Origin of the sequence: Bradyrhizobium sp. CCBAU 051011, from assembly GCF_009930815.1 — a bacterium.
Taxonomy (GTDB): Bacteria; Pseudomonadota; Alphaproteobacteria; order Rhizobiales; family Xanthobacteraceae; genus Bradyrhizobium.
Genome location: NZ_CP022222.1, coordinates 6,307,171 through 6,320,526, shown reverse-complemented (window position 1 = coordinate 6,320,526; position 13,356 = coordinate 6,307,171). Strand labels below are relative to the sequence as shown.

Annotated in this window: 14 protein-coding genes; 5 read left to right on the top strand and 9 right to left on the bottom strand. The window is 61.8% G+C overall.

From position 1 onward, the window contains the following. Positions 1 to 49: 49 nt before the first annotated feature. The gene (locus ACH79_RS29530) at positions 50 to 649 is read left to right on the top strand and encodes an NADPH-dependent F420 reductase (protein WP_161854071.1); all 600 of its coding nucleotides are present in this window, start codon (positions 50 to 52) and stop codon (positions 647 to 649) included. A 264-nt stretch (positions 650 to 913) separates the two neighbouring features. Here the strand turns inward: ACH79_RS29530 and guaA are convergent, their stop codons facing one another. Continuing rightward, positions 914 to 2,509, bottom strand: coding sequence for a glutamine-hydrolyzing GMP synthase (guaA, locus tag ACH79_RS29525; protein ID WP_161854070.1), 1,596 nt, complete (start codon positions 2,507 to 2,509; stop codon positions 914 to 916). A 188-nt stretch (positions 2,510 to 2,697) separates the two neighbouring features. Between guaA and ACH79_RS29520 the strand changes: the two genes are divergently transcribed. Continuing rightward, complete coding sequence (locus ACH79_RS29520) at positions 2,698 to 3,030, top strand: DHCW motif cupin fold protein (RefSeq protein ID WP_161854069.1); 333 nt, start codon at positions 2,698 to 2,700, stop codon at positions 3,028 to 3,030. Positions 3,031 to 3,126: 96 nt separating this feature from the next. On the opposite strand, the gene ACH79_RS29515 is transcribed toward ACH79_RS29520, so the two are convergent. Together ACH79_RS29515 and ACH79_RS29510 are read right to left on the bottom strand one after the other, a co-directional pair. Beyond that, positions 3,127 to 4,425, bottom strand: coding sequence for an RsmB/NOP family class I SAM-dependent RNA methyltransferase (locus ACH79_RS29515; protein ID WP_161854068.1), 1,299 nt, complete (start codon positions 4,423 to 4,425; stop codon positions 3,127 to 3,129). 10 nt (positions 4,426 to 4,435) lie between these two features. Continuing rightward, the gene (locus ACH79_RS29510) at positions 4,436 to 4,858 is read right to left on the bottom strand and encodes an MAPEG family protein (protein WP_161854067.1); all 423 of its coding nucleotides are present in this window, start codon (positions 4,856 to 4,858) and stop codon (positions 4,436 to 4,438) included. Positions 4,859 to 5,035: 177 nt separating this feature from the next. Between ACH79_RS29510 and ACH79_RS29505 the strand changes: the two genes are divergently transcribed. Further along, positions 5,036 to 5,728: an acriflavin resistance protein gene (locus tag ACH79_RS29505; RefSeq protein WP_161854066.1), complete on the top strand. Its 693-nt coding sequence runs from the start codon at positions 5,036 to 5,038 to the stop codon at positions 5,726 to 5,728. Positions 5,729 to 6,045: 317 nt separating this feature from the next. Here ACH79_RS29505 and ACH79_RS29500 read toward each other — a convergent pair whose 3' ends face one another. Then, the gene (locus tag ACH79_RS29500) at positions 6,046 to 6,759 is read right to left on the bottom strand and encodes a hypothetical protein (RefSeq protein WP_161854065.1); all 714 of its coding nucleotides are present in this window, start codon (positions 6,757 to 6,759) and stop codon (positions 6,046 to 6,048) included. A 168-nt stretch (positions 6,760 to 6,927) separates the two neighbouring features. Then, positions 6,928 to 7,200, bottom strand: coding sequence for a hypothetical protein (locus tag ACH79_RS29495; RefSeq protein ID WP_161854064.1), 273 nt, complete (start codon positions 7,198 to 7,200; stop codon positions 6,928 to 6,930). Between the two features lie 520 nt (positions 7,201 to 7,720). Here ACH79_RS29495 and ACH79_RS29490 point away from each other — a divergent pair. Beyond that, entirely contained in the window at positions 7,721 to 8,689 is a 969-nt protein-coding gene (locus tag ACH79_RS29490) for a dienelactone hydrolase family protein (protein WP_161854063.1), read from the top strand. A gap of 197 nt (positions 8,690 to 8,886) precedes the next feature. Next, positions 8,887 to 9,726: a metallophosphoesterase gene (locus ACH79_RS29485; RefSeq protein ID WP_161854062.1), complete on the top strand. Its 840-nt coding sequence runs from the start codon at positions 8,887 to 8,889 to the stop codon at positions 9,724 to 9,726. On the opposite strand, the gene ACH79_RS29480 is transcribed toward ACH79_RS29485, so the two are convergent. From ACH79_RS29480 to ACH79_RS29465, 4 genes are all read right to left on the bottom strand, one after another. Beyond that, complete coding sequence (locus ACH79_RS29480) at positions 9,723 to 10,010, bottom strand: hypothetical protein (protein ID WP_161854061.1); 288 nt, start codon at positions 10,008 to 10,010, stop codon at positions 9,723 to 9,725. The genes ACH79_RS29485 and ACH79_RS29480 overlap by 4 nt on opposite strands. Positions 10,011 to 10,127: 117 nt before the next feature. After that, on the bottom strand, positions 10,128 to 11,150 hold the full coding sequence (locus ACH79_RS29475) for an NADP-dependent oxidoreductase (RefSeq protein ID WP_161854060.1): 1,023 nt from the start codon (positions 11,148 to 11,150) through the stop codon (positions 10,128 to 10,130). 223 nt (positions 11,151 to 11,373) lie between these two features. Next, complete coding sequence (guaB, locus tag ACH79_RS29470) at positions 11,374 to 12,864, bottom strand: IMP dehydrogenase (protein WP_161854059.1); 1,491 nt, start codon at positions 12,862 to 12,864, stop codon at positions 11,374 to 11,376. A 220-nt stretch (positions 12,865 to 13,084) separates the two neighbouring features. Further along, a complete protein-coding gene (locus tag ACH79_RS29465) occupies positions 13,085 to 13,333 on the bottom strand; it encodes a hypothetical protein (protein ID WP_057855275.1) in 249 nt (82 codons plus the stop codon). Between the last annotated feature and the right edge of the window lie 23 nt (positions 13,334 to 13,356).

Sequence of the window (13,356 nt, the reverse complement as noted above, 5' to 3'; positions counted from 1 at the left end):
CGCCGTTGAAGGCCGAGGAATCAATATCAACACGGATCGGAGAAGTATTATGAGCTATGCGATTGTAGGATTCGGTGCGGTAGGCCAGGCTCTCGCCCGAGCCTTCGCCCGTAAGAACATCAAGGTGGCCGTCGCGAGCCGCCGGCCGCCCGAGGCGTTGGCGCCGCAGGCTCGGGCGATTGGACCCACGGTCGTTGCCAAGTCGCTGCGGGATGCACTCGAGGCCGACACAATCATCTTGGCGGTCCCGTTCGGGGAGCATCGCGAGGTTGCGAAGGCCCTGCCGAGCTGGAAAGGCAAGACGGTCATCGATGCGATGAACGCGTTAGTTCCCCTTGAAGAGCTGGACGGTCTCCCGTCCTCCGCCTTCGTCGCGAAGGCGTTCACCGGCGCCAAGCTCGTGAAAGGTTTCAATCACCTGATTGCGGCCACCCTGGCTGCCGATCCGATCGTCGAGGGCGGCCACCGGGTGGTCTTTCTGTCGAGCGACGACGAGGATGCGACCGCTCCCGTGGCGGCCTTGGCCAAACAACTCGGGTTCGCACCCGTCAAGTTGGGAAAGCTCAACGAGGGCGGCGCGCTGGTGCACGCACGCGGCCGCACTTGGGGCCAGCTCATCTTCCAGGATTTGTTCAAGAAGGAGCAGTAATCGATCTACGACCGTGTGATCGACGCCGAGAAACTGGTCGCGCGCGCTAACTTCTTCGAGCAGCGCGCGACCGAATATTTGAAGGCCACAAAGTCGCGAAGGTTGGGGTGGGCCTGACGGCGTATGGGCGCCGTTCGAAGAGCGGGGAGACGCCCGACAGAGCGGCAGATCTGCGGGTCGCTTAGAATCTATCGACTGCTATCGATGGCCTAGGATTCGCTCGAGTGTCCTCTGCTATCCGATACTACTCCACGGTACTCCCCCTCACTCCCACTCAATCGTCCCCGGCGGCTTTGACGTCACGTCATACACCACGCGGTTCACACCCTTCACCTCGTTGATGATGCGCGTTGCGGTCTCGCCGAGGAATTTCATGTCGAAGGAATAGAAGTCCGCGGTCATGCCGTCGGTGGAGGTCACGGCGCGCAGGCCAACGACGTATTCATAAGTCCTGCCGTCGCCCATCACGCCCACCGTCTTCACCGGCAGCAGCACGGCAAAAGCCTGCCAGATCTGGTCGTACAATCCCGCCTTGCGGATCTGGTCGATATAGACCGCATCCGCATTGCGAAGGATGTCGAGCTTTTCCTTGGTGATGTCGCCGGGGCAGCGGATGGCGAGGCCGGGGCCCGGGAACGGGTGGCGGCCCACAAAAATTTCGGGCAGGCCGAGTTCGCGGCCCAACACGCGGACCTCGTCCTTGAACAGTTCGCGCAAGGGCTCGACCAGCTTCATGTTCATGCGCTCGGGGAGACCGCCGACATTGTGGTGCGACTTGATGGTCACCGACGGGCCGCCGGTGAAGGAGACGCTCTCGATCACATCAGGGTAGAGCGTACCTTGCGCGAGGAAATCCGCGCCGCCGAGCTTCTTCGCTTCGGCATCGAACACGTCGATGAACAGGCGGCCGATGGTCTTGCGCTTCACTTCGGGGTCGGTGACGCCTGCGAGCTCGCCGAGGAATTGCTTTGATGCATCAACGTGCACCAGCGGAATGTTGTAGTGATGCCGGAACAAATCGACGACGGTCTTGGCTTCATCGAGCCGCAGCATGCCGTGATCGACGAACACGCAGGTGAGCTGGTCGCCGATCGCTTCGTGGATCAACACCGCGGCGACCGCGGAATCGACGCCGCCTGATAGGCCGCAGATCACCCTGCCCTTGCCGACCTGCGCGCGGATCTTCTCGATCGCTTCCTCGCGAAAGGCGCGCATGGTCCAGTCGCCGGTCAGCCCTGCGACCTTGCGGACGAAATTGCGGATCAGCTTGGCGCCGTCGGGCGTGTGCACCACTTCGGGGTGGAACATCAGCCCGTAATATTTGCGCTTCTCGTCCTGAATTACCGCGAACGGCGCGTTCGGCGAGACGCCGGCCACCGTGAAGCCCGGCGGCATCTTGGTGATGCGGTCGCCATGGCTCATCCACACCGGATGCTTCTCGCCCTTGCCCCAGGTGGATTCGAACAGCGCGCTTGCCGCCTTCACCTCGACATCGGCGCGGCCGAATTCGCGATGATGGCCGCCCTCGACCTCGCCGCCGAGCTGGGCGGCCATGGTCATCTGGCCGTAGCAGATGCCGAGCACGGGCACGCCGGAATCGAAGATTTTTTGTGGCGCGCGGGGCGAGCCTTTTTCATGCACCGATTCCGGGCCGCCGGAGAGGATCACCGCCTTCGGCTTCATCTCGTCGAAGGCGGCTTCCGCCTTCTGGAACGGCACGATTTCGGAATAGACGCCCTCCTCGCGCACCCGGCGCGCGATCAGTTGCGTCACCTGACTGCCGAAGTCGACAATCAGAATCTTGTCATGCGCCGAGGCCACCGAGGGCGTCGACTCGCGGGCTTTCTGTGCTGCTGTCATGGACAGGAATTACGCGACGGGGCGCGGCCTCGCAACCGCGGCAAAGGGCTGACCCACATTCTTTCTCGGGCATGGACAAGATGGTATTAGGTAAGTATTATTGACCTAATTTGCGCCAATCACCCGGCGCATTAGTCAGCCACAACCGTCGTTGCGAGAAGCGAAAGCGACCCGCAGGATCATCCCGCATGAAAATCCCCACCCTGCCCTTCACCGTCACCGACTGGAGCCAGATCGCCGCGACGACACACGCGGGCGTTTCAGGTGAAGCACGCTGGCGCACACTCGACATCGGCGATCTCCGCGTGCGGATGGTCGAGTATTCGCCAGGCTATCTCGCCGATCACTGGTGCGACCGCGGCCACGTGCTCTACGTGCTGGAGGGCGAACTCGATACCGAATTGCGCGACGGGCGGACGTTCAAGCTTCGCGCGGGCATGAGCTACCAGGTCTCGGATTTCGGCGACGCCGCGCACCGCTCGTCGACGAAGACGGGCGCGAAGCTGTTCATTGTGGATTGAGGTTTTGTAGGGTGGGCAGAGCGAAGCGTGCCCACCATTCAAGACAACGGTCGCGGATAGATGGTGGGCACGCTTCGCTCTGCCCACCCTACGCGATCATCGCTTCTTCAGCACCGAGACGAAAAAGCCGTCCGTGCCCGTGCGGCGCGGCGTCATCAGCCATCCTTCGGGAGACTGTAGCGCGGCCTTCTCAAAATCCTCCGCTCTGTCCCACAGCACGCTTGCCGTCTCGTTCAATGGCTGAACCGAAAACTCCGGATGTCGCGACACGAAGCCGCGGATCTGCTCGCCATTTTCCGCCGGCAGTACCGAGCAGGTGACATAGGCGATGCGGCCGCCGGGCTTCACCATCGCGCTCGCGCGATCAAGCACTTCGGCCTGCTCCTTCAAGCGGACTTCGAGCGCGCCGGGGCGCATGCGCCATTTGGCGTCGGGGTTGCGGCGCCAGGTGCCGGTGCCGGTGCAGGGCGCGTCGATCAGGATCAGATCGGCTGACGCCTTGATGTCGGCCAATGGATCAGCGTCGCCCTTCGGCGCGCGGATTTCAGCGTTGTGGACGCCGGCGCGCGACAGCCGCTCGTAGATCGGCGCGAGCTGGCGCTTGTCGCGGTCGGTCGCGATCAGGCGGCCCTTGCCTTGCATCATCGCCGCCAGCGCCAGCGTCTTGCCGCCGGCGCCGGCGCAGAGATCGATCACCTGCTCGCCGGGTTTTGCGGCCGAGAACAGCGCGGCTAGCTGCGAGCCCTCGTCCTGGACTTCAATCGCGCCCTTGATGAAATCTTCTTCCGCGTGGATGCCGGGATTGCGCGCATCGGCGCCGAGCTCGATGCGCAGGCCGAGCGGCGACCACGGCGTCGGCGTGGCTCCGAGATGACTGAGCGAGGCGAGCACTTTTTCGCGCTTGGCCTTCAGCGTGTTGACGCGCAGATCGAGCGGCGCGCGGCTCGCCATCGCGGTGGCTTCGGCCACGCGGTCGTCGCCGAACACGGTGGCCAGATGCGGATCCAGCCATTCCGGATAATCGCCGGCGACGTGCGGCGGCGCGCCGTCGAGGCTGCGCGAAGTGAGTGCGGATCGTTCGGCCTCGCTCAGCGGTTCCGGCGCAAAACGTCCGCCGTCGCACAGCGCCGATATCGCATCGGTGTTCATGCCGCGCTCGAGCCTGAGCATGCCGAGCACGCGCGCCCGCGACGTGTCGGCATCCATCAGCCAGGCGCTCGACGCCCGTCGCCGCAGCACGTCCCAGATCAGGCCCGAGATCGCCGCGCGATCGCCCGAGCCGGCATACCGGTGCGCGGTGCCCCACTCCTTCAGCGCCTTGGCCGCGGGAACGCGGTCAGTGTCGATGGTGTCGATCAGTTCGATGGCGGCGGAGAGCCGGGCAGCGGGGGTCATTCAAAACTTTCTAGATCAGAAGCAAGAGCTTCAGCGCGAAGTAGATCCACATCGCCAGCAACACCAGCGCGCCGGCGAACCACGCCAGGCTGCGCTGCTGGATGTTGTTGGAAGTGATGAAAATGCCGGCATGGGCAAATCGCGTCACCACGAACACCCAGGACATCAGCACAATGAAGAGATCGGCCCGGCGCAGCGGCAGCGCCAGCGCGATCAGGATGTAGAACAGGAGGGGTACTTCGAACTGATTTGAGAAGCAATTGCCGATCTGGGCCACGCGCGGTGGATATTTCGGCTGCCCCGCCGCGATGTCCTTCAGGCTGGTTTCCCTCGCCTTCACCGCCTTTGTCCGGGCGGTCACCATCCAGAGCATCAGGAAGAAAGTGAGCCCGATCAGGACAAAGACCGGCAGCAAAACCATTTGAACCGACATGAGAATCTCCCCCGAAGCCTGCTTGAGGCCCTAAAGCAATAACGAGACGTCCCTCGCCTGACAAATCCACTTATCGGGCTCGCTTGAACCGCAAGCAGAGCCTCTGCGACCAACTATCGAGAATTCCGAAGGTTCTGGTCCCAAACCCGCCTTTCAAGCCCTCCCCATGAGCTGGCGATGAACATCACCTCCCCGATCCTGACCGGCGCCGGCCGCGCCGTCGAGCTACCCGGTGATTCCGTGAGCTCCCTGCTCCGCGCCGTCGGGTTCAGCGATGGCCCCGATGGCGGGCTCGGCATCGTGATGTCGGCGCTGGCCGGCATCGCCGCGGCGCTGGCGGTCGCGATCGTGCTGTCGGTTTATTTCCGCAGCGGGCAGCGCAGCCGCCAGGATCTGGTCAAGCACGGGCTTGCGGCTTCCGCGGTGCTGGTCCTGGTCGCCTTCGTGGTCTCGGATATCAGGCACGCGGCGCAGGCCTATCTCGGCCTCAATCCGGCAAAGCCCGCGGTGGAATTTGAAATCCGCCTGCCGAAGGCGGCGCTGACCACCGCCGCCGACATCCAGATCGAATTGCTGACCGACCGGAACCAGAAACTGGCCAAAGTTCAGGAGGCGCTGGCCTCGACGGTTGACGGCCGGAGCGTCTTGCGCGGCACGGTGACGCTCGACTACCGCACCACCGAGCGCATGATGGTGCTGAACCTGCCCGGCCAGGTCCAAAGCACATTCCGGCTGCGGCTGCCGGCAAGCCCCTCGTATCAGCCGCAGTTCGGGCCGTGGCATCTGGCCGACGGCATCGTGCCCGCCAACGGCGGCGCTGTGACGACCGAAATCCACGACGCCTTCGCGATCCGCTATCGCGTGCTTTGAGGCACGCGCACCACCCATCGCGCGACTGATCCTTGGCGCCCGGCACCGGTGTGCCCGCTAACATGCAGATGACGCGGGATTGGTGGGACGGCAATTTCGGCCCGCAGGACGATGCGGCGGGCCAAGGCGCTAGAGCGGTTGCGTTGCCGGATTGCGCTAAAGGACAAGGACGGCAAGACCGCAGCGAATATTTGCTTTGACGGGGCGAACTAGGCGCCCCGTCGGGCTACGCGCGCTTTACACAATGTGGAAGTCCGTTATAGGCGCCGGTAATTGTGTCCAAAAGCTCAAGCACTGACATGACGGCCTTCCTTTTCTTATCTCAGGAACTTACGCAAAATCGAAGCGATTGCGACGTCAACAAACACGAGGAAACAGGGAAGCAGCGCAAACGTGAGGTTGACGTTGCGGTATGCTGGCCACCAATTGCTCGAGTAACCCAAGACGCTAAAATAGGCGAGAAATACAATTATTGCCCCCGCTGCTCCTCCAACTACAATTGTTACTGTAGATTGGTAGAGTGTCAGCATCAAATTGCGTTGGCGCATGAGCCAAGCTATCCGAGCGACATGCACTGCCAGCAAGCCGGCTAATGTCACAGTCAGCGCAAAATTTGGCTCGCTGAAAAGAAGAAGCGCCGCGCTCCAACCTAAAATTCCGATGAGGCAATCGACTATCCACATTCGAACGATTTGCGGTCGGTTTAGGAAATAGAAATCACTGAAGCTAACTGCGCGCGTCCAATAACTTCCATTCTCGACTTCATGGTTCTCTCGCAACGATAACGAGATTGCTCCGCTGTCGGCCCCACCTTCCGCGCGTATCGCTGACATCATTTCGCCCGTGGTCGCCGACCAGCGAAGATTCTTGCTCCATAGGATGATGATCGCTGCGAAAAATCCAAGGACTAGCCCCATGCCCAACGGCCGGACTTCCGTGGTAGCAAAGGGCAACATAACCAACAGAGGTGCGACCGCTGCACAAATCGCTACAACAAGAGCATAGGGCAAGCGGTCGACAAATCTTATCATGCTCGACCTCCTCCTAATTCCGTTGGCCTATCACGCTGCTCTCGTCCTGGAGCTGTCCTGCAGTCCATCCCGCCCTGGAAGCGTAGTTCGAATTGTCAACGTTGACCACATGATGCCCGCTTCCGATCTCAACCTGCCAAGTCATTAGCGTCCTCTACGATGGTCGCATCAACGACGGCAAGACACAGGTTGGCGCGCCCCACATTCGTCATTTAAAGATTCGTCGATGATCTGGATCGGCTGCGAAATTGCGCAAAAGAGGCTCACAATCAGCGAAACAGCAAGTATGAACAAGACGCGGATCACCGCATCTTGGCCCGCGTCCTTGAGCTCATGACTGGCTACATAGGCGATCGCAGCGATAGGCGACAGGAAAAACAAATGAAACCAGATCAAGCGAACCGCTTGACTTGGATTGGAGTCGCCACGAATCCCGAACATCCTTATCCGGGAACGTTTACCGGAAGACAATTTAGCTGAACAGTGATTTGGAAAGCTTCAAAGCATCGATGAAAGAAGTCCAGTGCTGCGCTTCGCACCGCCAACTGGCTACGAGCAAGCGTTTTCTCGCCGGCTGCACATATACGCTTTCGCCCGATCCTGGACTAAGCGAGAGGCCTGAATTCCCGACCACAAGAACTCCAAGGGTGCACGAGACTGCCATGTGCAGACTCAACGAGCGACTGCTATTTGTAGCTAGCACTTCTCAACGTTGTAAATAGATTTCTTCGACCGATCAGTTTTACGACAAGTTCTATGAGTCTCGTTGGTGTTAAGCCACATCCTACATCCTTTATGCGACTAACTGAAGAAGCGACGCAAAATGTCTCATTTTGCGGTTTAGTTCAGACATGCTCGTCAGCCAAAAATAAATCCAGCGAGAGCCGATACATATCGAGAACTTGGTCTACAATGTCCCCGACAGCCGCCGAAAAAGAGCGGCCGCGGGAGGAATCCAACTTTGCGATTTCGCGATCAGGATATTGTCTTCGCCAACGGCGCCAAAGGCCAGAATTTCGAAATTCCCACCGCCAATCCGCTGAATTACTTCCATGTCATCAGCAACGCCTCCGACCTGCCGAAGCTTTCGATTGACGGCAAACTATTCCTGCCGGCCACGAATCGCCGGAAGGCGGACGGAAAATGGCCGCTGGTGATCGTGGTCCCGGGCAGTCTCGGCGTGGCTTCCTCGCATCTGGCGCATGCCGAAACGGTGTCGAATGACGGCTTTGCGGCATTTGTGCTCGACGGGTTTGGCGCGCGCGACGTGACGTCCACCGTCGCCAACCAGACCCAGTTCTCATTCGCCGCCAGCGCCTATGACGTGCTCGCAGCCTGGAAAGTGCTCGCAAGCCATCCCGAAATCGATACATCGCGAATCGGCGCGCAGGGCCACAGCCGCGGCGGCTCGGCCGTGCTGACGGCGGCGACGCGCCGCTTTGCCGATGCGGTGGTCGGCGCCGGCGCGGGTTTTCGCAGCGTGCTCGCCGCTTATCCCTGGAGCGGGCACCAATTCCTCGATCCATCCGTCGACGAGACCGAGATCCGCGTCATCATGGGCGATGCCGATGAATGGTGCTCGCCGATGCAGGTGCAGGGCCACTGCCAGGCGATCCGCCTCTCCGGCGGCAAGGCGACGATGCGGCTGATCGGCGGAGCCCAGCACAGTTTTGACCGCGGCACGGCCATCGAGAACGTTCCGGACGCCTCCGTCTCCCCCGCCGCGCCGACGATCTACATCGCCAATGACGGCGCCTTCATCCATCCGCTGCACGGCGTCGCGGACAGCAAGCTGACCGACCGCGACCTGATGGTTTACGCGCTGAAGGCCGGATATGGCCGCAAGGGCGCCCGCATCGGCAGCCGCGATGGCGATGCCGAACTGTTCAAGGCGGACATGCTGGCGTTCTGGCGACGGACGCTGGGGTAAGTGAGTTACGCCACGCAACACGCAAATCGCCGTCATCCCGCGAATGCGGCTGATCCTGTATTCCAGCGACGCCAGCGATTAAATCGAGAAGCCGCGGCGTACTGGGTACCCCGCCTTCGCGGGGTACGACGATTGAGGTTGTGGCGTCATCGTTCCGACTTCGGGCTCAGCTATGATCGGGCCAAAAGGACTAATGCATGACCGAATTTCGCCTGACGCAAATTTCCGACACCCACCTTTCCCGCGCCGCCCGCTTCGCCAGCCTGACCGACAATTTTCATCGCGTCAGCGAGCATATCGACACGATGCGGCCCGATCTCGTGATCAACACCGGCGACCTCGCCTTCGACGGACCAACCAGCCCGGACGATCTGAAATTCGCAAAGGAACTGCATGACGGGCTGCCGGTCCCCTGCCGTCATTTGCCCGGCAATCACGATATTGGCGACAACCCGACGGCGGTCGGTACCGCGCCGACGCAACCGGCAACCGAACAGGAGCGGCAGAAATATCTATCCGCGATCGGCGAGGACCGCTGGCGGTTCGATGCGGCTGGCTGGAGCTTTATCGGATTGAACTCGCTGATCATGAACACCGGGATCGAGAGCGAGGCCGAGCAGTTCGGTTGGCTCGCTTCAGAACTCGGGCGCGTGAACGGCAGACCGGTCGCGCTGTTTCTGCACAAGCCGCTGTTTCTGAATGCGCCTGATGATGCCGAGACGGAGGAAACGGCGATCCGTTATGTGCCGCAACCCCGGCGCAGAAGCCTGATCGAGATGTTCGCTGGAGTCGATTTGAGGCTGGTCGCCTCAGGCCATGTTCATCAGCGTCGCGATTTCACCTATCGACATACGCGCCATGTCTGGTCGCCATCCGCCGGCTTCATCATTTCCGACCGGCTTCAGCCCATCATCGGCACGAAGGAAGTCGGGCTGGTGGAGTATCGTTTCCAGCCCGACGCCCTTGAGGTCCGCCACGTCAGAGCGCCGGGACAGACCGATGTTGATCTGGATTCACTGATTGGCAGGAAATCCTAGAGCGCATCACCACTGGCGCTCCACGAGGCCATAGGAAGTGTAGGACTATCGTCCCAAGGCGCCGTCGCAAACGCGCCTACGCGCGGGGCCGGCTGAAACCGGTTGCCGTAATAGTAGCCTGGTCCGGGCGCGGCTCTTACACCGTATCCTCCAGTGGAATAGCTGGAGTACGGGTAGTTAAACCCGATCATGCCCGGTTCCTGATAGACCTCTTGAGCCATCACCGGAGTGGCCAGCATCGTGGCGGCAAACAGGCCGAGCGATAGTTTCTTGCAGTTCATCATTTGGCATCTCCATTGGATGTCAAAGCCAAACGATGCTCAGGTAACGACGTTCCGACATTTGCCTCAAGTGACCGTGAGGTTCATTTTACGTGTTCCCCACGGCCACCGCAGTTCACTTCACGCCTTGTCGGGGCCAACGCGCACGAGTTGCTTGCCGAAATTGGCGCCCTTCAGAAGGCCCATGAATGCGGCCGGCGCGCTGTCGAGGCCTTCGGTGACGAACTCCTTGTGCTTGACCTTGCCCTCGCGCACCCACCCCGACATGTCGCGCAGGAAGTCGGCGTGACGGGCGGCGAAATCGCTGACGATGAAGCCGCGGATGGTCAGCCGCTTGGTCAATACGTTGCGCATCATCGCCGGCGCCCATTTCGGCGCCACCGCCTGCGTATCGTTGTAATGCGCGATCAGGCCGCACACGGGAATGCGCGCAAAGGCATTGAGCAGCGGGAACACCGCCTCGAACACCGCGCCGCCGACATTCTCGAAATAGACGTCGATGCCCTTCGGGCAGGCGTCTTTCAGTTTCGCGGCAAGATCTGGATCGCGATGATCGAGGCAATCGTCGAAGCCGAGCTCGTTCTTGACGTAAGCGCACTTGTCCTTGCCGCCGGCAATCCCGACCGCGCGGGCGCCCTTGATGCGCGCGATCTGCCCAACCGCCGAGCCGACTGCGCCCGAAGCGGCCGCGACCACGACGGTCTCGCCCGCCTGTGGCTTGCCGATGTCAAGCAGGCCCGTATAGGCGGTCATGCCGGGCATGCCGAGCACGCCGACCGCGGTCGAGATCGGTGCGATCTTGGGATCGATCTTCGCAAGACCCTTGCCATCGGAGATCGCATGCGTCTGCCAGCCGGCGCGCGACAGCACGATGTCGCCCTTGGCGAAGGCGGGATTGTTGGATGCGATCACCTCGCTGACAGTGCCGCCTTCCATCACGCCGTTGATCGGCACCGGCTGCGCGTAGGACGGCCCGTCGCTCATGCGCCCGCGCATGTAGGGATCGAGCGACAGCCAGATCGTGCGGAGGAGAACTTCGCCGGCGCCGGGTGTCGGAACCGGGCAATCTTCGAGACGGAAGTCGGAGGGTTTGGGCTCGCCGACGGGGCGGGATGCCAGAACGATGCGTTTGCCTTGGGACATGGTTGGTTCCTCCGGTTCTTGTTGGTTCGTCATTGCGAGCGTAGCGAAGCAATCCACGCCTCCGCAAGCTGTGAAATGGATTGCTTCGCTGCGCTCGCAATGACGGTGGAGAGTGGCGTTGCCTCAAACGCACCGTCATTCCGGGGCGCGAAGCGAACCCGGAATCTCGAGATTCCGGGTCTGGTCCTTCGGACCATCCCGGAATGACGGCGTGTAGCGAGAATTACACCCCGCCCGGATAGTTCGGGCTTTCTCGCGTAATCGTCACGTCGTGGACGTGGCTTTCGCGCAGGCCTGCGCCGGTGATGCGGACGAACTGCGCCTTCTCATGGAATTCGGCGAGGTTGCGGGCGCCGACATAGCCCATCGCGGCGCGCAGGCCGCCGGCGAGCTGGTGCATGACGTTGCCGACCGGGCCTTTATACGGCACCTGGCCCTCGATGCCCTCGGGCACCAGCTTCAGCGTGTCCTTGATGTCCTGCTGGAAGTAGCGATCGGCCGAGCCGCGCGCCATCGCGCCGACCGAGCCCATGCCGCGATAGGCCTTGTAGGAACGGCCCTGCCACAAAAACACTTCGCCCGGCGTTTCGTCGGTGCCGGCGAGCAGCGAACCTACCATGGCGATGTCGGCGCCGGCGGCGAGCGCTTTCGCCAGATCGCCGGAATATTTGATGCCGCCGTCCGCGATCACGGGGACCTCGGCTTTCTTCGCCGCTTCCACCGCGTCCATGATGGCGGTGAGCTGCGGCACACCGACGCCGGCGACGATGCGCGTGGTGCAGATCGAGCCCGGGCCGATACCGACCTTGATCGAGTCTGCGCCCGCATCGATCAGCGCCTGCGCGCCTTCCTTGGTGGCAATGTTGCCGGCGATAACCTGCACGGCGTTGGAAAGCCGCTTGATGCGGTTGACCGCCTCCAGCACGCGCGAGGAATGACCGTGTGCGGTATCGACCACAATCAAGTCGACACCGGCGTCGATCAGCCGTTCGGTGCGCTCAAAGCCGCCCTCGCCGACGGTGGTTGCGGCGGCGACGCGCAGACGGCCATGCGCGTCCTTGCTGGCGAGCGGATGCGCGACCGCCTTTTCCATGTCTTTCACGGTGATCAGGCCGACGCAGCGATATTGGTCGTCGACCACCAGGAGCTTTTCGATGCGGTGCTGGTGCAGCATCCGCTTGGCTTCGTCCTGGCTGACGCCCTCGCGCACGGTGACGAGGTTTTCATGCGTCATCAGCTCCGACACCTTCTGCTTGGGGTCGGTGGCAAAGCGGACGTCGCGGTTGGTGAGAATGCCGATCAGCTTGCCCGGCGAATTCTTGCTGGCACCGGTGACGACGGGAATGCCGGAAAAGCCGTGATCCTTCATCAGCGCCAGCGCGTCCGACAGCATCGCGTCGGGCCCGATGGTCAGCGGATTGACCACCATTCCGGATTCATACTTCTTGACCTGCCGCACCTGCGCGGCCTGCCCCTCCGGATCGAAATTGCGGTGGATGACGCCGACGCCGCCGGCCTGGGCCATCGCGATCGCCATGCGTGCTTCGGTGACCGTATCCATCGCGGACGCGATGATCGGAATGTTCAGCGGGATCGCGCGGGTTACGTGGGAGCGAATATCGGCCTCAGACGGCAGGATATCCGAGAGACCGGGTTTCAGAAGCACATCGTCGAACGTGAAGGCTTCACGGATACCCTGAAGTCCCTGCGCCATTGCCAACTCCTTTCGGCGGCTCACCGCCGCGATCAGTCTTATGGATGAACGCCGCCTCCAGCGATGCTATCGGCATCGCCGTCGAATCGGAGCCCATCGGTGGGGTTGACGGTGGTCGATAGCATGCCGGAACGCCGAATCAAAGCGTTTGACTGCTATGCACAGGCTTTTCGGGAAACGCCGCAATCCCAAGGGTTTAGCGGCGGGTCCAAAAGCGACCTCAGCGCGGGTATCCGGGCGGCGGGCCGTGCTGGCGGATCGCCTCCACCACCTCGCGGTGCCTGCGGTCCTCCCGCTTCATGTGGACCGCGATCAGCGCATGTGCTGAGGGCACCAGCAGCAGGACGTGAAAAATCAGCCCGAAAATCAGGCAAAACACGATCAGGACCAGGTTGAAGATCGCCGAAAACGGCTGCCCGTTCAGGAGCAGCCCGAGCGGCGGCAACAAGGCAGCGAGAACGTAGATCATTCAGGACCTCCACGGCTGGCGGT